This window comes from Geoglobus acetivorans (assembly GCF_000789255.1).
Lineage (GTDB): Archaea > Halobacteriota > Archaeoglobi > Archaeoglobales > Archaeoglobaceae > Geoglobus > Geoglobus acetivorans_B.
Map to the genome: position 1 here is coordinate 1,802,567 of NZ_CP009552.1, position 20,244 is coordinate 1,822,810.

The following is a 20,244-nucleotide window of genomic DNA, read 5'->3' on the forward strand; positions in this document are numbered from 1 at the left end:
ACATTTGTTATAATCAATAATTTACAACACGGAACATGCCGGAAAGCTTGGAAAATCAGCAGAATGTGCGGTCAGCCAGCCTCTTCAAGTATTTTCTCGACTATTCTCCTGCCAATGAGCTTTTCAGCAATACTTCTTTTTTCATGTAAGTCTTCTATGTTTTTAATCCCTGCATTGAGCAGTTTTCTTGCTCTCTTCCTTCCGACCCACTTCAGCCTTACAAGCTCGACGAGGTCTTCTTTCACCCCATGCTTTACCCTTTCTTCAAGCTTTGAGGTTCTTGCAGTCATCGGATTCTCCATGAATTCGAGCATTTTTGTCAGAGCGTGGAGGAGCCATTCGGCAGTCTCGACTATCCTTCTGACGTCTCCCGGAGCGATGCCGTATTTTCCGCAGATGACATCTTCATCTCTCTCGTTTATCCAGTCGTAGAGCATGAGCGCCGTTTTGAATTCTTTAAGGAACCAGTCATATTCTGAAGAGTAGTATGAGGGAAAGTATGTAAGCTCCTCCTTGAAAAATCCGGCTTCGTCTTCTATCCAGTCGTCGCTTTTTCTGAGGTAAAGCAGCTCCATATCCGGTGTTCTGCATATCAGATGAAGGATTGCCATGTCTGTGAGCTCGGAAAACCTTTTTCCAGCTTCTTTGAATATGAAGCCTGTTAATGGATCAATATACAGTCTGGATACGAGCTTTCCCATCTCTGTTGCGACAAGACTTCCATCGGCATTTACGAAGTCCCACTTAACGAGCTGGAGGATTATCCTCTTTATTTCCCACTTCATCGTGAACTCGTTTTGATGTGCAAAGAACGTTGAGGAAAAGAAACTCTCGATTTCATCCTCGCTGTTTGCAATCTCCTCTGCAATGATGCTGAGGGTGTGAAACCTAAGATGGTTTTCACTTCCAAGCTTGGAGGTGACCTTCTCAGGTTCGCCCATTACGAATCTTTTAATCAATTCAAGAGCTTCGTTTTTCGTTTTTGATATTATCAGCGCTTCACCATGGCTGTCAAGCCCCGGCCTTCCAGCTCTTCCTGCCATCTGCTTGTATTCGCTTACATTGATAAACACGTTTCCCATTCCCGATTCGTATCTTCTTATTCCCTTGATTATGACTCTCCTTGCAGGCAGATTCACTCCTGCAGCCAGTGTTGGCGTTGCGGTTACTACCTTTATCCTGCCTTTTTTGAAGCCCTCTTCAACGATCTCTCTCTGATATCCAAGCAGGCCAGCGTGGTGAAATGCAGTTCCAAATCTAACGCACCTGGCAAGCTTGTTGCTCATCTCTCCGTCATTTTCAAGCAGAATCTCCTCGGAAAGTTCAGGATTCTCGTCTGAATATTCTCTGACAACAGGGATGAGTTTTTCCGCAAGACTCTCTGCATACCTCCTCGTGGATTCGAATATGAGAACCTGACCGCCATCCGAAAGGGTTTCCTTAACAAGGCTTTCAAGGTTTTTTCCGGCCTTTATTTCTGTAACTCTACCGTCGTTTATCCTCAGAACTTTTCCGGGATAGAATACGCCCTCGTAAAGTGGAACAGGCCGCCATTCGCTGGTCAGAAGTTCGGCATCGAGCCACTCTGCGATCTCGTCAGCGTTGGGAATTGTCGCAGAAAGCGCGATGATTCTTGCAGACGGGTTAATTTTTCTCAGCTTTGCGACGAGAATCTCGATAACTGCCCCCCTTCTGGCGGAATCTATGAGGTGTGCCTCATCAATTACGAGCATGCTTATCTTTCTTATCCATCCTGCCTGGTTTCTGATGAGGGAATCTGCCTTTTCGCTCGTCGTCACAATTATGTCTGCTTCACCCAGCCAGTCGTCTTTGCTCTCGTAGTCTCCTGTGGATATTGCAACTCTGAGACCAATTTCCTCCCATTTTTTAAATTCCTTGAATTTTTCGCTTGCGAGAGCTTTCAGCGGTACGGTGTAGAGGCACTTTCCTCCTTTGATGGTTTCATGAACCATTGCAAGCTCAGCAATCAGAGTTTTACCACTCGCTGTGGGTATGGCGATGACGAAGTTTCTGTCTGAGAAAATTCCCTTCTCGACAGCTTCCTTCTGTGGAGGATACAGTTCGTTTATCCCCCTTTTCCTGAGCACATCGACTCCGAACTTCGAGATGAATGGTTCAAGCTCTTCAACGTCCATTTTCCAGCTGTTCGTTTTTTCATTTTATAGCAGTTTCGCAAAACTTTTTTAAAAATGTTAGATTAGGACTGGACATGAACAAAACCCTCTTATCCTCTGCACTCATAGTTGCAGGTCTGGCTCTCATAGCTTACGGAATTCTGCCGAATTCTGGCTCATTTGATGAGAGTGAATGGTACAGTCTCGGAAAAGCTCTGGAGCTTGCAAAAAAGGAGAATAAAATGGTCTTCGTCTTTGTAAGCTCCGACACCTGTGTTTACTGTGAAAAAATGAAGGTTGAGGTCTTCAGCGATAAGCAGCTAATGGATAAACTCAAATCCAAATACATCCCGGCAATAGTCAATGCTGAGAAAGATGTTGAGGATGTAAGGCAAATTGCAAAGCTTTTTGGAGGTGACTTTGGCTATCCTGCGTTTGTCATCTACTCTCCGGATGGTGTCCCTGTCAATGGCTGGTCAGGTTTCGTAACCAAAGAGGAGCTTGAGAAAATTCTTGACATCTGAAAAATTTTTATTTCATCGTTGCCTGATTTTATCTGGCGTTTCCGGTGACTCCTCATGAGGCTGACAAAAATTGCTGAAATACCGAGTTTTGTGGAAATCAGTGAAAGTGCGAGGAAAAAGGTCGCTCAGGTAATGGAGCTTTCAGGGCTGTCGAACACTGTATTGCTTAGCGGCAGGAGAAGCTATGAACTTGCGGGAAAGAAAATTAGGGAAAAAATAAGGGACAGTGTGCTGGATGTGTTTTTTGTTGAGACTGCGAGTATGGAGGAAGTGAGAAAGCTCGAATTCAGCATGGCTTACAGCGATATTGACTCCGTCATGGGCATAGGTGGGGGCAAGGTTCTTGACGTTGGTAAGGTTCTCGCGTCCGAATTAAATGTGCCTTTCATAAGCATCCCGACCGTTGCAAGCCATGACGGTGTGGCTTCACCGGTAGCAAGCTTTAAGGAAAAGAACAGGCCCGCATCACTCTCTGTAAACCCGCCGGCAATAATACTTGCGGATCTCACGATTCTGAGGAAAAGCCCGGTGAGGTATCTGAGGGCAGGCTTTGGTGATCTGATATCCAACATAACTGCTATCAGAGACTGGGAGCTTTCGAGGGATAAAACCGGAGAGGCATACAGCGAGGTTGCCGCATCGATGGCTGTTATGCCTGCCAGCCTGATGATAAAATCTGCCAGCTTAGACATTCAGAACCTGAAAACCCTTGAGATGCTTGTCAGGGGTCTCGTCCTCAGCGGAGTATCAATAAGCATTGCGGGGTCAAGCAGGCCGGCAAGCGGGGCGGAGCATAAATTCAGTCATGCCCTCGACTATCTCGGATACGGGCAGGGATTGCACGGAGAGCAGGTTGGTATTGGGGCAATAATCATGGAGTATCTGCATCAAAAATACTACGGGACGGGAGACTGGGAGGCCGTAAAAGATGCTCTCGAAAGCGTTCAGGCGCCAACAACTGCCAGAGAAATTGGCATAACGAAGGAACAGGTTGTCGAGGCGCTGCTATTTGCAAGACAGATACGCAAGAAGAGATACACAATTCTGGAAGACATCAACGCTGGAAAGGATGAGCTGGAGCTTGCCGTTGAAAAGACGGGGGTTGCTTAGGGATTAGAATACCTTCATATTGGCTGAGTTCTTCGCGTTTTCCCCTTTCTATCCTTTCTATTTCGAATCCCCTTAGCTTTATCAGATACCACTCTTCTGAGTTTTCGTCGTAGAGTGTTAACGCCTTTCCGGACTTCTTCCATCTCACCTCTCCGAAAAGGAGATTCTGCAGTATCTCGTTGTAGAAAAACCAGTCCTCCTCGGCAAGAATCTGGAATGGGTATGATAAAAGCTCGAGCTTTATTTCATCAGCAACTTCCTTTTTGTGGATGTAGTGGCAGTTGACACAGCTCCACACCCTATCGTCCTTGAATTCTCCTCCAGTCTCGTAAATCAGGCAGGGGTAGAACGGGCAGAAGCAGAAAGAACAGTCCTGTCCATCAAAGTGGCACGGATAGTACTCGCATTCTTTTTTCTCAATTCCCGATAGGGTCTGGAAAAGCTCCTTCAGCGTCCTCTCTCTGAGATTCATCTCAGCATCGCCACCATGTCTCCAACTTTCACGCCAATGCTCCTCGCAACGGGTTCGCACTTTGCCCTGAGCAGAAACGCCACATTGGTGTAATTGCCCTCTGAAAGACATTCGTAGTTCGCCATGCCCTTGGAAATTATTATGTCTGCATTTTCGAGCCTTTCTTTCGTATCTTCAGGCAGCTCTTCTTCTATTATGCCTATGGCACCCTTCCCGTTTGTCAGTATTTCATCGGCCACCTCACTGATTCCGGCAATCCTTGCATCCTCAATGGTTGCATCGCTCAAAATCGGTTTTCCTCTTACAACAAAGCTGACAAAGCCTCCAAGCCTTTTAACCTCCTCAACAAGCAACCTGTCGAGAATTATCTCTCCAGCATTGTCCGCAAGATACACCACATTTCCTCTCGCCAGATGTTTGATTTCATCTGTGTCGTCGATGGTAAGGCCCCGTTTAAACTCTCTTTTAAAGTACTGTTCGAATTCACCGTCATTGACCTCATGTCCGAGAACTCCGTAATCGAAGCTGTTTCCTATTATGCTCGCTATGACTGCATTCCTGAACCGGTCTCCATTCTCGATGTACTTTTTCGCTGTTGGCAGTGCCTTCATTGCCTGTTCGTTTGCTATCTTTTTCACGCCAGCATACGGGTCATGAGTGCCGAGCATTCTGTAAACTTCCCTGTGCACTCTTGTTGCGGATACTGCATTTACTCCCTTTTTTCTGTACTCCTCAAGAACGATTTCTATGGCTCTTTCCATTATTCTGCTGATCAGCTCTTCGTCATCTGTTATGTAGCGGCATTCCTGATAGACTCTGTTGAGCAGACAGCTCGGACACCTTGCGTGCATCCTCATGGTTACACATCCAGATTTCTCACTTCCTTTGAATGCTCCATGATGAACCTTCTCCTGTCCTCGACATCTTCTCCCATGAGGACTGTGATGAGTTCCTCGGCCATCGCAGCATCTTCAAGCGCAACCTTCACCAGCACTCTGTTCTGCGGATTCATTGTCGTTTCCCACAGCTGCTCCGGGTTCATCTCTCCAAGACCCTTGTATCTCTGCACCTCTGCGTTACCTATTCTCTTCATCAGGTCCTCAAGCTCGGCATCGGAATACACATAGTATGTCTTCTTGCCCTTCTTGACTCTGTAAAGCGGGGGCTGGGCAATATAGAGGTGTCCGTACTCAATCAGGGGTCGCATGTAACGGTAAAAGAACGTGAGAAGCAGGGTTCTTATGTGGGCGCCATCGACATCTGCATCCGTCATAATAATAATCTTGCCGTACCTTATCCTGTTTATGTCAAATTCATTTCCCATCCCCGCCCCTATGGCCGAAATTATTGCTTTCACTTCCTGATTTTTGAGGACCTTCACCATCCCTGCTTTTTCAACATTTATGATTTTACCCCTTATTGGCAGTATGGCCTGGAATCTCCTGTCTCTCGCCTGCTTTGCAGAACCTCCAGCAGATTCACCTTCGACGATAAATAACTCCCTCTCTTCCGGATTTCTTGATGAACAGTCTGCAAGCTTTCCCGGCAGTGTGGCCACGTCGCTCTTCCTTTTGACAAGCTCCCTTGCCCTTTTCGCAGCCTCTCTTGCCCTCCTCGTTGTCTGACACTTTTCAATTATTTTATTTGCATCGTCCGGATGTTCTTCGAGCCACTCGAGCACCCCTCTGTAGACAATACTTTCAACAATGCTCTTGACTTCACTGTTGCTGAGTTTTGTCTTTGTCTGACCTTCAAACTGTGGTTCGGGGAGCTTAACAGAGATTATTGTTGTGAGACCCTCTCTTATATCAAGCCCGGAAAGGGGAGTGTATTTTTTCACTTTCTTTTTGCCGTACTCGTTCAAAGCTCGGGTAAGTCCCGCTCGAAATCCGATTACGTGTGTTCCACCCTCGTCGTTGTGGATGTTGTTGGCGTAGGCAAGAACAACCTCATGGTCTGTATCTGTAAACTGGATGGCAATCTCAACATCTGTGCTGTTGGAACCTTCCTGAATGTAAATCGGTTCATGAAGTTTTGGTTTTGTCTTGTTCAGGACTTTGATGTAGTCAAGTATGCCGTTTTCCGAATAGAATATCTCCCGTTTGTTCTTTCTTTCATCTATAAATTCTATTCTGACACCCTTTGTCAGAAATGCAAGCTCTCTGAGTCTGTGGGCTACAATATCGTATCTGAATTCCGTTGTTTCAAAAATCTCCTCATCCGGTTTGAATCTTACAAGCGTTCCGGTTTCATCTGTCTCTCCAAGAATTTTAAGTTCTGTTACCGGTCTCCCCCTCTCGTAACGCTGAAAGTGTATTTTACCGTTTCTCTTCACGTAAACCTCAAGCCATTCTGAAAGAGCGTTGACGACAGAGATACCAACTCCGTGCAACCCTCCGGATACCTTGTAAGCCTTCTTGCTGAATTTCCCTCCAGCATGCAGCTTGGTAAGCACGATCTCCAGAGCTGACTTGCCCAGAGGGTGCATTTCTGTTGGAATTCCTCTACCATTATCCTCAACACTTGCACTCCCGTCCTCGTGCAGGACGACCTTTATGCGGTTACAGTGGCCTGCAAGCGCTTCATCTATTGAGTTGTCCACCACTTCCCACAGCAGGTGGTGGAGCCCTCTAATCCCAATGCCCCCAATATACATTCCGGGTCTTTTCCTAACAGCCTCAAGGTCGCTTAGAACCTCTATGTGCTCGGCAGAATACTCCATACGTTCACCTCGTGAGTGAGAATTATCACTGAGAAAACTGGATGGGAGTGTTTAAAAATTTATTTTGTTCAAATCTCAACTGCAGTTCTCACTGCTCTGACCGGGGTTTGTTTATGGCCGGTTTTAACATATGGCTGCTTAACTTTTGTCAGATATAAAATGTGCAATATTCTGGATGAACTTTCTGTTGTCCGAGCTGTTAATGTGCTGGTCAGTGAATGCAGCGTCATCTCCTGCGACTATGATGAATCCTTCTCCGTATTTTGCGAATCCTACGATCCCCATATCTTTCTCTGACGAGAAGCTCATGGTTTCTTTTTTCTCACCTATGATCGGGTTGCTGACTCTGAAGCACCCGTACATGGTAATTTCTTCTATTCCGGACGTGAGGGGGTGCTCGACAAGCGGGATACCCGTAACGATCTGTCTCTTTATCGGCTCCTTCTCGACATAAAATCCAAACTCTTCAAGTAGATTTTCCAGATTGGATGGCGGTATGTGTATGGCGATGAAAAGGATGCCACCGTTTTCGACGAATTTGGCGATTTCCTGTTCATCTACCTTGTGTGCCGGACCCATGAGAAGGTATGCAGAGGCACCGTCGAGGTTTTCGACGCCTCCATCGACGACATTGAAGCCACTTTCCCGAAATATCTTCTTTAGTTCAGAGTACTGGCTGAAAATGGGTCTGTGAGCAGTATCGAAAATGATGACTTTATCTCTTGGCCTATCATCCGCACAGCCGGTGAGAACGAGCGATGAAGTAATCAGAATGACGATCACAACAGTTCTGATGTGGCTCATGGACGATTTTTGATTCGGCAGGTTAAAGATTTTTTAGGTCTCTGCATCTCCAGTATCATGGTTATGTGTCAGGCTCTCAGGGGTTTTATGGGAATGCACTCTCTGCCGGATGGGGCCACACGAAGTCTGACATCGAAATTGGAAACAGATATATTTGAAGTAGTATAGATAGCATTCAGTGGTGGTATTCAGATACGTTGAGGATGGCAGGGAAATAAAGCTGGATGGTGCGGATGCTGTTGAATATGCAAGAAAACTTTATGAAAAAGGAATGGTCTTGCTTTATGATAACTCTGCGGTGAAGCCTGAAGAGGTTGAGGATAAAGGTGTTGTGGAAGTTATGGGTTTTGTATGTGACTGAGGTGAAAAAATGAAGATTGCGGTGTTGGGGGCCGGAAATCTGGGAAGTGCGATTATTAAAAACGCGTCCAGGAATGCGGAAGTTATTGCTGTTAGAAGAAGGAAGGAACTCCTGCCCGATATAGAAAACGTTACGGCTGTTTCTGAATTTGAGGAAACAAGGGAAGCGAACATCTTTCTGGTTACTCTGAAACCTGACGTTTTCAGGAAAAATCTCGAAAGAATAGGTGAAATTGTCAAGGGAAAACCTCTGATAAGCTTTGTTCCAGGCATAAAGCTTGAGGAAATGCTGAAATACATCGATAATCCGTTCAGGGCGATGACAAACATTGGAATTGAGGATGGGGGAGTAATCGCATGCTATCCTCCTGAAACTGCAGAACATCTCAGGTTTCTCGAGTCGGATTTCATTCTGTGCCGGAGTGAGGAAGAACTTGAAGCTATGACTTCCTTCATTGGCAGCGCTCCTGCGATAATAGCGAAACTGATCAATGCCTTTGTGATCTCTGCCGTTAGAGAGGGAGTGAGTTATGAACACGCTCTGAAAGCGTCAGTGAATGTTTTCGGCACTGCAGGAAGGCTCTACGAGAAATACGGATTTGACGGGATGTTGAGAAGGATTGCCACTCCCGGCGGTACGACTGCTGAGGGCCTGAGAAACGTCGTTATGGCTGAGAAATACCTCATGGATGCACTCATCTCAGCAAGCAGGAGGGTGGATGAGCTTTGAAGGAGCTTGAAGTTCTGAGAAAATATGTGAGTGATGAGAAACTTGTGAAGCACTGTCTTGCGGTCTCAGCAGTAATGAGAGGACTTGCGAGGGAGCTTGGAGAAGATGAAAACCTGTGGGCCAGAATTGGGCTTTTGCATGACATTGATTATGAAATTGTTGGGGAGGACATGGATAAACATGGTGAGATCGGTGCAGAAATCCTTGAGAGAGAGGGCTATGGGGACATTGCCGAGGTTGTCAGGAGGCACAACCACATGAGATACGGGGATTATCGAGAGCCTGTGGAAATCGCATTGCAGGCTGCAGACAGTGTTTCAGGGCTTATAATTGCATGTGCGCTTGTTAAGGGCGGCAAAATCAGTGAGGTTACACCAAAAACGGTCAAAAAGAAATTCAAGGAAAAGAGCTTTGCTGCCGGATGCGACAGGAACAGGATACGCCTTATAGAATGTTTAATGCCTCTCGATAAGCTCTATGAGGTGAGCATAGGGAGCCTAAAAGAAATAAAAGATGAGCTGGGCCTGAGCTAATTTCTGAACTCGTAGGTCAGGCCGTTTGCTTCAATGCTGTACACTGTTTCATTTTTTTCCTCGGCTTTAAGTATGGGACTATCTGTGAGCTGAAACACTTTTTTAAGGTCTTCAAGACTATCCACAATAACCTTGTTGCCTGTTTTTCTGCCACTTACCATGTATGCATTACTTTCCATCCTTTTCGCTCTGATTCTCTGGAAATAGTCTCTGTTCAGGATTGCTGCGGGTATGAGTGCTGAGAAAGTCAGCGTAGCATATATTACCCTGGCATCCTGGATCTCCATTCCGGTAAGATAGTTTTGTTTTACGTTTCTGATATTTTCAGTAATCTGTTCTGTTTTTTCAGTATCCGAGAATCTGTAAAGCTCTGATTTTTTGACCAGAGATACTGAGTGCTGGAAAACACCATTCTCATCACTTGCCCTGAAGTTAATCCTGACGTCCTGTTGCATTCTTGAGACTCCTGTTCCTTCCTTCACTCTCTCAAGGTCGCTTCTGAGTTCTGATGGGTTTATTGTGAAGTTTATTGATGCAGAATTCTTATACTCTCCGCTCTGGTAAAATTTGGTTTCGTTCCACATCTCAATTCTGTTTTTACCATCCTGGATGTAGTATGATGTATCTATTGTGAACACATAACTTCCTGTCTTTTCGGTGGTTGTGGTGAAGATGTAGTTGCCCAGGAAACTCTCCGTCATTTCTGCGGGGTAGTACTCCCTTGACACTTCATTTCCGTAAATGGACTGATTCGAAAGGATTGCGCTGTGGGTGAGCTTACCCTTCATGGCTGAAATCTGAACTGTTTTCTCCTCAACATTTTCTGGCTGAATTGTGTATGCGTAGGCTGCGATTCCTGCAGAAAGGACTGAAATGATGATAAGCGAAGCAGTAAGGATCCTTTTAATGTTTTCATTCATTTTAATCACTTCTCTCCTCGGCAATGACTGTCAGTGCATTGCTTTTAATGCCGTATTCAACAATCTCTGCACCGTTATTCATGCAATATTCTCCTGAACTCATGAATTCCTGCTTTCCTGCAGGATTCATTTTCGTCGAAATTTCAACATCTAAATATTCCACGTCTCCCGCATTTACGTTCCACAGAATTTTTGATGCGCCCATCATTCCGTGTCCATTCTGGGTTACCGTAACATTACCTGATGACTGGTTGAATCCGATAACTTCAAACTCGGCTGGAACGACATCCTTCACTGTCAGCAATTCATCACTGCCGTAATTTTTCAGGACAATTCTGTACGTCCAGTATTCCTTCTCTCCCATCCTGACACTTTTATTCCCGCTCAGAAGAACTTTTTCAATTTCAAGTGTTGGATCGGTGATGTTTATCGCGCAGGTCTCAATTCTTGCTGATCCGTTTGCCCAGACAGCATCTACTGTCAGCAGCACGGTGTATTCACCTTCTCCACCAACGTATGTCGCCTGAATGTCTGCAGAATCTCCCGCATCAATAGCCACAGGGTTGCTGAACTCAAGGACGTTCACATCTGGTGTGATGTAGAACTCTGCATTTTCATTCAGGTTGTTTGTGAGAGTCAGGACTGTTACAACGTCTCCGTTGGTGACCTTAACGGATGCTATGGGACATGAAAAGGCAATGAACGAGCTGCTGTTGTCTGTTATCTGGTAGACGGCGGTTCTCTCTCCACCGTATTCTCTAAAGTTCCCGCTTGAACCCAGCAAAACTGTCAGGCTGAAGACAAGCAGGATAATTCCATATACTATTCTCATATTCTTAACCTCCTTTTTTTCAAAACTATGAAATCTTCTCCAAATCCGGTGAGCCTGTAAACCGCTATGAGGATCGCAGACAGTGCTGAGACCTGTACTATCAGTGGCAGAAGAGGGCTGGTCTTGTAAAGACTCTCCGTTACAGAAACCGGTAACAGGGGAAGATATGCGTAAACCTCAACACCTTCTGAATAGATTCTCGTATCTTCAGGCACAGATACAGTCAGTGTGATGTCTCTGGCATCTCGTGGATTCAGGTATGCTGGACTGCTGCCAATCAGCTCTCCATCTTTTTCGAAGAAAAAGATCATTGGGTAATATGCTCTGTTCTCGAAATTCAGTGTTTTTTCAAATTCGGAACCGGGCAGATACCACCCCTCGTTCTGCCCTCCTGCTGAAGTAGAGGCATAGCTGAAGGAAAGTGTCCCCCATGAAAGCATCGTGGATGCTATGAGCGAGAGTATAAGGGCTGACGAGGCGATACCATAGAACAGCCCTGCAGAGATTTTGATTCTCTTTCTGTTCCTTTTTTGTTTTTTTATTTTTACCGAGAGACAGAAAACCGAGGCTTATGAGCAGAGCGGCCAGAAACAGGCTGTTTGAATGCAGTGCCTCAACGAGTTTGCCTGCACCGGGAACGAGAATCGGCCTTCCTCCAAAGCTTACGACCTCTCCTACCACCTTATCTGTGCTGATGGGGGGATTTTTTCCGTTTTGCTGGTCTGTGGCTATGTTGTTGTCACCTTTTGTAATGTATGCATCACCTTCTATGGCATACACTCTGTGGACGACATACATATCGCCCATCTGGAAGACTATTATGCTTCCTGCGTCTCCTTTTGACAGGGGATTGATCAGAAAGAGATCACCGACGCCTATTGTGGGTTCCATGCTCTCTGAAATTGCGTAGGAGAACAAAACTGGCTGGTTCAAAACCAGGCCAAAGATTGATGATATGAGGAATATGAATGAAATCGCAATAAAGACATTGCTAAGAACCTGAAAAATTCGCATTTAGACTCAACTCAAAAAATTAAAAATTATGTCTGGCATGTGCCAGCATCTGCGCTCAGGCTCATCTGTGCAGTGTGTGTTCCAAGACCCAGGCCATAGTTGTCGAATATCATTCCGATTTTAACCGGGCTTCCGTGTTCAACTGTGAACTCAAGCTGCGTGCCGTATGCAGCCGATTCGTTATAGTCTCCGGTAAAGAGCATTAGGTTACCGTCGTTGCTCGATATTTTCACACATATTGGATATGCGGTTTCGTTGTTTTCCCAGAGCTCGTTGCTCACTTCAAACACTTCTTCAAACACGTATGTTGTGTTTGGACTCAAACCCGTACCGAAGCCAAGACTTTCATTGTAGTTCTGGTTGTTTGTGCTGATTTCAACCGTTAGCTTACCGTTGTTCAGGTATGCGTAGGGCTGAAGAGGTGTGAGGTCAATGAATTCATTGTCGTCTGCAACTATTGCGACTGACATGCTCCTGTCTGCTTCATAATACTTGAAGTTTGCTCCGGCACTGATTGCCAGGATCAAACCTGCAAGAAGAAGCGCTATTCCGAATAATTTTTTCATTTCCATTCACCTCCATTATGTCTGCCCGCAATTGGCAAGCTCTGCAGGCTCTGTCCCAGCTCTGTATGCTTTAACTGTCATCGTCTCATCCCATACATCTCCCGGACTATCGCCGTTTGCACTCAGATCAATTCCTATCTTAACTGAATCTCCTGGCTGAACCACAAAGCACACGTCTTCTCTTGCGCTATCCGATGCTGTTGCAAGCTGTCCACCATCGACTGCGTAAACTCTACCTGGTATTTCATGTCCGTAAAACTCAATATTTGCATTTGACGAAGTAACTCTAACAACTATCGGGAACTGCTCCCACAAATCGTTACTAACTGCAAAAACCTCATCAAAATTGTATTCGCTTGACGGACTGATTCCATCACCATACCCTGGATAATTCGGGTTATTTGCCGAAAAATCGATTGCAAGCATACCATCCTCACCTATGTATGCGTAAGGCTGAATAGGCTCCAAATCTATAAGCTCTGTATCATCTGTTACTATTGTCCAGTGGGCACTTCTGTCAGCGTTGTAATCGCTGAAGTTTGCACCCACACCGAGAATGATCGCCAGGGTAGCGAAAATTCCCAGCAAGCCAATTCCTGTTTTTCTCATTTTTTCAACTCCTTTTTTATTTCTAAACTGTAGTATGGAGAAAGGTTATTCTGTTAATGGCGAGTTACTTTTCGAAAAAAAGCGGCTTAAAAGCCTGAAGAAGAGAAACAAAGTCGGAAAATAGCTTGGAATTCTCGATAATCACTCTGTCTCTCTCCATCCTCAGAAAACCCTCTCTTTCCAGCATTGGAATGTGTGTCTGCTTCAGACTGACGTAAACGCTTTTCCGGAATTTGTGCCCATCCTTTTTGTTTTTCTCCACAATGTAGTTTGTTATCTCCCTCACCGTCGCGTTTCCATCGTTTTCGAGAAGAAAGATTATCATGAGCATTCTCCGCTCATTTCCGATTATCTCCGATAAATTTGCCATTACCTTTATTCTTAAGGTCATTATATATAGTTAATTGTATTGAATTAATTGTATAGTTATTGTTATGAGATTTGAACAGCAATTTTTTATTCCATCCGTGGAAAACTACGCAGAGTGATTGCAGGAGTTGTTCTTGCTCTGATTTCGGCTGTATGCTGGGGAATCGGGGGGATAGTGTTCAAAATCGGTCTAAGAGGTGAGAGTGAACTTTCGGGGAATTTGATAAGGAGTATCTTTTCAGTACTTTTCCTCTTACCCCTCGTATTTGCATTTGGCATGCAACCTCTGAATGCCGAACTTGCAGCCCTTATTGTGCTCTCAACGATATTCTCTTTCTTTATCGGAGATATTCTTTATTTCAATGCCCTGAAAAACTCTCCGGTGAGCTATGCACTGCCTCTCGCCTCAACATATCCGGTTTTCGTTGCGATTCTTGATCTGGCAGTTTATGGTTATCCCATAACACTCAATGTTCTGCTGGCGTCTCTGCTCACGATATCTGCCATAATCGCCATACCAAAGGAGACAGGAAAATTTACTGCCAAAAGCTTCACAGCCGTTCTGGCGGCGATTTCCTGGTCGGTTTCCATTGTAACTCTCGACTATCTCACCGACTACCTGTCTCCGGTAACTCTGGCATTTCTGCGTCTAAGCCTGAATTCAGTTTTGCTCTTTGGATTTGTCAGAAAAATACCTTTGGGCAGAAATCTTTTGATCTTCATGGGATTTGCAGGCGGTCTCATATCGGTGGCAGGGATTCTGTCTTTTGTAACCTCCGTAAGTCTTATTGGCAGCAACCTTGTCACGCCTCTCTCTGCCACCTCTCCTGTCATCGGGAGCATAGCCGGCAAAATATTTTTGAAGGAGAAAATTGGAATCAGGCACGTAATCGCACTCATGCTTGTGTTTCTCTCAGTCATAACGATCTCTCAGCCCCCTGTGATGATTACTCCCGCCACTGATGGGTGATGAAAAGTCGCCAAACTGAGGGGGCTAAATTTATAAATCTGACAGATTTTTGGGGTTTATGGAATGGTTTGAGGAATATTATGGTGATGTGGCCTTAAAAATTAAGATTAAAAAGATCATTGCAGATTTTCACAGCAAATATCAGCATATTCAGCTTTTCGACACGTTTGAATTTGGCAAGATGCTTGTCCTTGACGGGAAAATACAGCTTACAGAGAAGGATGAAGCATTCTATCACGAGATGCTCGTTCATGTTCCCATGTTCACTCACAGAAATCCGGAAAAGGTTCTCATCATCGGTGGGGGTGATGGAGGTAGCTTGAGAGAGGTTTTGAAACACGATGTGAGTGAGGCTGTGCTGGTTGAGCTTGACGGGGATGTTGTGGAGCTTTCAAAGAAACACCTCGGTATAGACAATGGAGCTTTTGAAGACCCCAGAGCGACGGTTCTGATAGAAGATGGTATAGAATTCGTGAAAAACCTGGGGGAAAGGTTTGATGTGATTATTGTGGATGGCACTGACCCGAATCCTTACAGCGAACACATAATGAGCCGGGAGTTCTATGAAGCGTGTTCAAAAATAGCCGATGTTTTCGCAACACAGAGCCAGTCTCCCTTCGTTCAGCCTGATTATTTCAAAAAGATGTTCCTGAACATCTCCGGTGTGATGGATGTAAGAGTTTATCTCAACTTCGTTCCGACGTATCCTCTTGGGCTGTGGAGTTATCTCATTCACGCTGATGAATATCCCTCTCTGGAAGACATTGAAAAAAGATTTTCAGACAGAGGAATCCGAACCGAACATTATAATCCCGAAGTGCATGCTGCAAGTTTTGCACTGCCCGAATGGGTCAGAAGGATTGTGGTGGATGGTTAGATCTCACACTTTTCTGCCCATCACTATATATCCTGTGTGGAATATGTTTACAAAGGGACGGGTTCCAACTCTTTTAAACTCAAGATTTACTTTAATCGCTTCAAACGCCTCGACATCTTTAAAACCTGCATCAAGCATTTTTTCATATACTGCTCTTGTCTGCTCGATGTATGGATTGTAGATGGCGAGAAATCCTGCCTGTTTGAGCATGCTGTATGCCTTTGGCACCATTTCCACGTCGTTTTTCATGTCCAGGAAGACCAGGTCAAATTCCTTTTTGAAACCGTCTGCAATGCTGACTGCATCGCCAACAATCTGATGTATGTTTTTCAATCCGGCCATTCTGAAATTCTCTCTTGCAACTTTTGCGAATTCAGGTCTTCTCTCTACAGTCACAACTTCTCCGTATTTGTTGAAATATGCGAAATATGCGGCAGTAACACCGCTTCCCGTCCCGGCGTCAAAAATCAGCGAGTCTGGCTGAAGTCCAGCATGAGCGATGACCATGCCTATATCCTTGGGCATTACTGGAGTCGGTGCTTTTTTGAAGAGTCTGAAGAAATCCGAGGCCTTGAACGGAAGAATTCTGAACTCCACTCCGAGGTGTGTTCTGATGGTGTCTCCAAAACTCTTTTCTTTTAGCTCTTCGAGCCTGATTATTCCCTTATGAGTGTGAAGCTCACCGCTGAACTCGCTAACCAGATAGAAGTTCTTTCCGGATTTTAACACTACTGGTGCCTTCATTCTTCTGTCAGTTTCAGTAAAGCTTCGGCAATATCTCCTTTTGCCTCTTCAAGAGCTTTTCTCGCCTCTTCCTCGCTCACACCGGCCTGTTCCATGATGAGTTTTATGTCGTCTTCACTTATAACGATCCTCTCTCTGACCTCGTAATTCCCTGAAATCTGGAACGTTTCGACGCCTTTTGCAGTAATCCTGACAACGGATGGGTTTTTGAATATCCATTCCTCTCCCTTGGTTACTATGATGACTTCTTCAGCCTCAATCTCGTCCATTTCAATTCCCATCTGCTTCATCATCTTTTTCATCTGTTTGGGGTTCATGGGCATCATTGGAGACACTTTTCATGTTGTTGTATAAAAATTGTTCAGTATGCCTTCCAGGTTTTGGGAAGTTTTAAATATATGTTATTTAATAATTCAGAAACTAACCCTATCAAGTGAACCAACTTGAATGGAGAGGTGGAACGCATGAAAAAAGCTGGGTTTATAGTGTTGTTGGCGGCGTTGTTGTTAGCGACAATTCTTCCGGCTGTCGCAGAGGTACTGCCAAACGATGGATACGCAAATGATATTCAGGTATATGCAATGTCCAACGAGGAGACTGCCATAGTATCTGTAGCTAATGGAGAGTACGACATCTTCCTGTTTTCAAGGCCTTCAGGTGCTTACAAAGACCTCGATCCATCGATACTTGACAATCTTGAGCTGATAAGGTCTGCATCGGTTTACGCTGAACTTACACTCAACCCTGTGCACGATGAGGGGGACCTTCCTATAATTACAGTTGGAGACAAGGTGTATCTGAACCCATTTGCTATCAGAGAGGTACGATATGCGGTCAACTGGCTCATAAGCAGGGAACACATCGTCCAGAACATTTATCAGGGATCTGGAGCAGTTCAGTATGGTGCATTCAACACATTCTACCCGTTCAACGAGAAGATGAAGGATCTCTACAACGCACTTGGTCTCACACCTGAAGGCAATGAGGAGCTTGCAATTCAGATGATTGATGATGCAATGAACAAGGCAGCACAGAAGCTTGCTGAGGCAGGATACACACTTGAAAAGAAGGATGGAAAGTGGTACTTCAATGGCGAGCCTGTGGTCATAAAGGGTATCTCGAGAGTTGAGGATGAGAGAAAGGATGTTGGAACCTACTTTGCATCAGTCCTTGAGAAGGCAGGATTCACCGTCCAGAATAACATCTGGGACAGAAAGAAAGCCATTCAGGCCGTGTATCTGACCGATCCAAAGAACTATGAGTGGAACTACTACACGGGTGGTTGGGTTGCTGAGGCCGCAGAAGCATGGCCGGAAACCGAACTGCCGCAGTTCTATTCATCTTGGTACTGGGGCCTTCCGGGTATCGTCGGATGGCAGCACACGCCAACAGTTACAGTCAAAGACCTGATTGATACAATTGGTGGTGCTGATAAGATTCAGCTTAACTACTACAAGGGCGATAAGCTCAACGAAATCCTGGACTTCACAGTGGATGACATAACTATGCTGCTCGTGAATGGTAAACTGGAGAAGGACAACAAGACCTACACTCTCGAGAATGTTGATCAGTACTGGGATCTGCAGAAACTCGGGCTGGGACTCGGTATAATGGATTCCGTCAGGGTTTTCACGATCTCTCAGACAGAGTACTTCCCCGTGAACAAGGACAGAGTTAATGTCAACGCAATGATGGTCGATCCCGTCAGCGGCCTCTATACGAGAAACGCTCTGCTCACCGCACAGACATCCGATAGAATTCTCAAGGTCATCGAGTACTCCTCGACCGGTGCGCTCTTCATGAGCGCATTCAACCCGATTGGAAGCGACGACATCTATGCGATGCTCATCTGGAGGCTTATAACATCTCCTGCACTCTGGCTCGACCAGAACGGTGTCTATCAGCCTGTCAAGCTGGAGTACAAGGTTGAGAAAGGCGAGTTCCAGGTGCCAGCAGATGCTGTTGTTTACAACTCGACAACCGATCAGTGGGAACCTGCCAAGGGTGGCACTGCGAAGGTTAGAGTCACCTACAAGGTCCTCGACTGGGGCAAGTGGCACAATGGTGAGCCTGTAACGCCAGCAGATCTGAAGTACTACATAGCATTCATGAAGGAGTGGAGCACACAGGACGGCGAGAACGATACATATTATGATGAGAGCCTTGAGGCAAATGCAGAAGTCTTCAACAACATAGAGGGTATCGTCTTCACGGATGATGGCTACGTGGTCTACGGCAACTACGCGCATGTTGTTGCCGACGACCTCACGGCAAGCTACTATGCATTCTTCCCAGACCTGCCATGGGAACTCTGGTACGTCATGGGCGAGATGGTAGCAAACGGATATGCTGACCAGAAATGGTCATTCAGTGAAGCATCCGAGGGAGTTAACCAGATAGACATGCTGCTCAAAGACCATGTTGATCAGATAAAGAGCGCACTTGAGGAAATGAAGGGCAAGATTCCATCCGCACTTCAGGGAGTGGTTTCAGCAGACGAGGCGGCAAAGAGATATGATGCTGACATCAAGTTCATTGACACCTACGGACATGCGGTTATAAGCAACGGTCCGTACTTCATTGCAAAGTATGATCCAGAGTCCCTGTACATTGAGCTGAAGAGCATGAATCCAAAGCCTGTGGAGACACCGACTCCTGTTTCAACCCCAACAGAACAGCCAGCAAAGACTGAAACTCCTGCAACAACACCAACCAAGGAAGAAAAGTCAACACCAGGCTTTGAGGCAGTATTCGCACTGGCAGGGCTTCTGGCCGTAGCATACGTCGCCAGAAGAAGGGCCAGGTGATTAAAGAATTTTCAAAATTTTTTATTTTTATTAATAAATTTTTGCGAATGTCCGTACCGTCAAAAATTTTAAAAACAATCTACAAAAAAAGGTGGGGCAATGAGCTTTGCCAGATATCTTGGAATCAGAATTTTTAATGCTTTATTAGTGCTAATATTTGTCACATTTGTTGTATCGATTCTGTTTGTCAAAGTTGCAGAGGATGATGCGAAAACGAGGATTGCTGAAGTAATAAACAATGAGGCAAGGAACCCGGCAATTTTAAGGCTTAAGGCAAGTGATCCAGAGGCATTTGAAAAATGGAAAAGCAATAGAGAAGAACAGCTGAGGAGGGAATTTGAGCTGGATAAACCCTTCTGGGAGAGGGTGATATCCAAAACGAAAAATACTCTGCTGCTTAAGTTTGGAAACGCAAGAAGCCCGGTATTTGGTGAGATAAAGGTTTCAAAAATTATTGAAAAAGCAATTCCAAGAACGGTTCTACTTTTCACAACTGCCCAGATAATTATAACTTTTATTGGTCTGCTTCTTGGAATAAAGGCAGCTCAAAAGGCTGGCAAGTTTGTGGACAAGCTTTTATCGGTTCTTGCCATGCTCACCGCAAGCCTCCCGATGTGGTGGGTGGGTATGGTCTTCATTCTTGCATTTTCATTCCAGCTTGGGATATTCCCTGCTTCCAGCCTTCCAAATCCCAATTTGGAGGGCTTTGCATACTATAAAGATCTGCTATGGAGAATGGTTCTTCCTCTGATAACCGTTGTATTTGTCAGTTTTGGAGGATGGGCATATACAACGAGGAATATAATGATCAGCACCATGCATGAGGATTTTATAACTGTTGCAAGGGCCAAAGGTGTTCCGGAAAACAGAGTTATATACGGACATGCTCTCAAGGCGGCATCACCACCCATCGTTACCAACGTTATTATCGGTCTTCTCGGATCATTGGGTGGAGCCATAATCACCGAGGCAGTGTTCAACTGGCCCGGTATGGGAAGGCTGTACTGGGTGGCTTTGCAGCAGAGCGAGGTCAATCTGCTCATGGGCGTAACTTACGTCACGGTTGCGCTCTTCCTGGCTTCCATGATAATTGCCGATGTGATTTACGGCTATCTGGACCCGAGAGTGAGGGTTGGTAGGTGATCA

23 protein-coding genes are annotated in these 20,244 nt (G+C 45.4%); 9 read left to right on the forward strand and 14 right to left on the reverse strand.

Annotation, left to right across the window (positions count from 1 at the left end):
• Positions 1 to 71: 71 nt before the first annotated feature.
• A complete protein-coding gene (locus GACE_RS10700) occupies positions 72 to 2,156 on the reverse strand; it encodes a DEAD/DEAH box helicase (RefSeq protein WP_048093331.1) in 2,085 nt (694 codons plus the stop codon).
• Between the two features lie 74 nt (positions 2,157 to 2,230).
• Between GACE_RS10700 and GACE_RS11305 the strand changes: the two genes are divergently transcribed.
• Positions 2,231 to 2,659: a thioredoxin family protein gene (locus tag GACE_RS11305; RefSeq protein WP_052400301.1), complete on the forward strand. Its 429-nt coding sequence runs from the start codon at positions 2,231 to 2,233 to the stop codon at positions 2,657 to 2,659.
• 54 nt (positions 2,660 to 2,713) lie between these two features.
• Positions 2,714 to 3,769, forward strand: coding sequence for a sn-glycerol-1-phosphate dehydrogenase (locus tag GACE_RS10710; protein ID WP_048093333.1), 1,056 nt, complete (start codon positions 2,714 to 2,716; stop codon positions 3,767 to 3,769).
• Here GACE_RS10710 and GACE_RS10715 read toward each other — a convergent pair.
• The 4 genes from GACE_RS10715 to GACE_RS10730 form a co-directional block, all read right to left on the reverse strand.
• Complete coding sequence (locus tag GACE_RS10715) at positions 3,714 to 4,241, reverse strand: cysteine-rich small domain-containing protein (protein WP_048093335.1); 528 nt, start codon at positions 4,239 to 4,241, stop codon at positions 3,714 to 3,716. The two genes, GACE_RS10710 and GACE_RS10715, sit on opposite strands and share 56 nt — an antisense overlap.
• On the reverse strand, positions 4,238 to 5,098 hold the full coding sequence (locus tag GACE_RS10720; RefSeq protein ID WP_048093337.1) for a damage-control phosphatase ARMT1 family protein: 861 nt from the start codon (positions 5,096 to 5,098) through the stop codon (positions 4,238 to 4,240). The genes GACE_RS10715 and GACE_RS10720 overlap by 4 nt, the downstream gene beginning before the upstream one ends.
• 2 nt (positions 5,099 to 5,100) lie before the next feature.
• Positions 5,101 to 6,963: a DNA topoisomerase (ATP-hydrolyzing) subunit B gene (gene gyrB, locus GACE_RS10725; protein ID WP_048093339.1), complete on the reverse strand. Its 1,863-nt coding sequence runs from the start codon at positions 6,961 to 6,963 to the stop codon at positions 5,101 to 5,103.
• A gap of 138 nt (positions 6,964 to 7,101) precedes the next feature.
• Positions 7,102 to 7,767, reverse strand: coding sequence for a DUF4350 domain-containing protein (locus GACE_RS10730; protein WP_048093341.1), 666 nt, complete (start codon positions 7,765 to 7,767; stop codon positions 7,102 to 7,104).
• 178 nt (positions 7,768 to 7,945) lie between these two features.
• Here GACE_RS10730 and GACE_RS10735 point away from each other — a divergent pair, with 178 nt between their 5' ends.
• The 3 genes from GACE_RS10735 to GACE_RS10745 are packed head-to-tail and all read left to right on the forward strand — an operon-like array spanning position 7,946 to position 9,390.
• Complete coding sequence (locus tag GACE_RS10735) at positions 7,946 to 8,128, forward strand: hypothetical protein (RefSeq protein ID WP_048093344.1); 183 nt, start codon at positions 7,946 to 7,948, stop codon at positions 8,126 to 8,128.
• 9 nt (positions 8,129 to 8,137) lie between these two features.
• Positions 8,138 to 8,857, forward strand: a complete 720-nt coding sequence (locus GACE_RS11310) for a pyrroline-5-carboxylate reductase family protein (protein WP_052400302.1) — start codon at positions 8,138 to 8,140, stop codon at positions 8,855 to 8,857.
• Positions 8,854 to 9,390 carry an HD domain-containing protein gene (locus tag GACE_RS10745; protein WP_048093346.1) on the forward strand — a complete coding sequence of 179 codons (537 nt, stop codon included), beginning with the start codon at positions 8,854 to 8,856 and terminating at the stop codon, positions 9,388 to 9,390. The genes GACE_RS11310 and GACE_RS10745 overlap by 4 nt, the downstream gene beginning before the upstream one ends.
• Here the strand turns inward: GACE_RS10745 and GACE_RS10750 are convergent.
• From GACE_RS10750 to GACE_RS10775, 7 genes are all read right to left on the reverse strand, one after another.
• Positions 9,387 to 10,310, reverse strand: a complete 924-nt coding sequence (locus GACE_RS10750; protein ID WP_148305976.1) for a hypothetical protein — start codon at positions 10,308 to 10,310, stop codon at positions 9,387 to 9,389. The two genes, GACE_RS10745 and GACE_RS10750, sit on opposite strands and share 4 nt — an antisense overlap.
• Before the next feature lies 1 nt (position 10,311).
• Positions 10,312 to 11,142 carry a hypothetical protein gene (locus GACE_RS10755; protein ID WP_048093348.1) on the reverse strand — a complete coding sequence of 277 codons (831 nt, stop codon included), beginning with the start codon at positions 11,140 to 11,142 and terminating at the stop codon, positions 10,312 to 10,314.
• Positions 11,139 to 11,453, reverse strand: coding sequence for a hypothetical protein (locus GACE_RS11475; protein ID WP_084063734.1), 315 nt, complete (start codon positions 11,451 to 11,453; stop codon positions 11,139 to 11,141). The genes GACE_RS10755 and GACE_RS11475 overlap by 4 nt, the downstream gene beginning before the upstream one ends.
• A 37-nt stretch (positions 11,454 to 11,490) precedes the next feature.
• Complete coding sequence (locus GACE_RS11480; RefSeq protein WP_084063735.1) at positions 11,491 to 12,156, reverse strand: signal peptidase I; 666 nt, start codon at positions 12,154 to 12,156, stop codon at positions 11,491 to 11,493.
• A gap of 26 nt (positions 12,157 to 12,182) precedes the next feature.
• A complete protein-coding gene (locus tag GACE_RS10765) occupies positions 12,183 to 12,722 on the reverse strand; it encodes a DUF1102 domain-containing protein (RefSeq protein WP_048093924.1) in 540 nt (179 codons plus the stop codon).
• A gap of 15 nt (positions 12,723 to 12,737) precedes the next feature.
• Positions 12,738 to 13,331, reverse strand: coding sequence for a DUF1102 domain-containing protein (locus tag GACE_RS10770; RefSeq protein ID WP_048093349.1), 594 nt, complete (start codon positions 13,329 to 13,331; stop codon positions 12,738 to 12,740).
• 64 nt (positions 13,332 to 13,395) lie between these two features.
• Positions 13,396 to 13,701, reverse strand: coding sequence for a DUF7344 domain-containing protein (locus GACE_RS10775; RefSeq protein WP_148305977.1), 306 nt, complete (start codon positions 13,699 to 13,701; stop codon positions 13,396 to 13,398).
• Positions 13,702 to 13,815: 114 nt separating this feature from the next.
• On the opposite strand from GACE_RS10775, the gene GACE_RS10780 reads away from it, so the two are divergent.
• Positions 13,816 to 14,670 (forward strand): DMT family transporter, encoded by an 855-nt coding sequence (locus tag GACE_RS10780; protein WP_048093350.1) that lies wholly within the window; start codon positions 13,816 to 13,818, stop codon positions 14,668 to 14,670.
• A 58-nt stretch (positions 14,671 to 14,728) separates the two neighbouring features.
• Positions 14,729 to 15,547, forward strand: a complete 819-nt coding sequence (gene speE, locus GACE_RS10785) for a polyamine aminopropyltransferase (protein WP_048093351.1) — start codon at positions 14,729 to 14,731, stop codon at positions 15,545 to 15,547.
• A gap of 3 nt (positions 15,548 to 15,550) precedes the next feature.
• On the opposite strand, the gene GACE_RS10790 is transcribed toward speE, so the two are convergent.
• Together GACE_RS10790 and GACE_RS10795 are read right to left on the reverse strand one after the other, a co-directional pair.
• Positions 15,551 to 16,291, reverse strand: coding sequence for a methyltransferase domain-containing protein (locus GACE_RS10790; RefSeq protein WP_048093352.1), 741 nt, complete (start codon positions 16,289 to 16,291; stop codon positions 15,551 to 15,553).
• Positions 16,288 to 16,617 (reverse strand): nascent polypeptide-associated complex protein, encoded by a 330-nt coding sequence (locus GACE_RS10795; RefSeq protein ID WP_048093354.1) that lies wholly within the window; start codon positions 16,615 to 16,617, stop codon positions 16,288 to 16,290. The genes GACE_RS10790 and GACE_RS10795 overlap by 4 nt, the downstream gene beginning before the upstream one ends.
• Positions 16,618 to 16,755: 138 nt before the next feature.
• Here GACE_RS10795 and GACE_RS10800 point away from each other — a divergent pair, with 138 nt between their 5' ends.
• Positions 16,756 to 19,098 (forward strand): ABC transporter substrate-binding protein, encoded by a 2,343-nt coding sequence (locus GACE_RS10800; RefSeq protein ID WP_148305978.1) that lies wholly within the window; start codon positions 16,756 to 16,758, stop codon positions 19,096 to 19,098.
• 99 nt (positions 19,099 to 19,197) lie between these two features.
• Positions 19,198 to 20,241, forward strand: a complete 1,044-nt coding sequence (locus GACE_RS10805; RefSeq protein ID WP_048093356.1) for an ABC transporter permease — start codon at positions 19,198 to 19,200, stop codon at positions 20,239 to 20,241.
• The last annotated feature ends 3 nt before the right edge of the window (positions 20,242 to 20,244 follow it).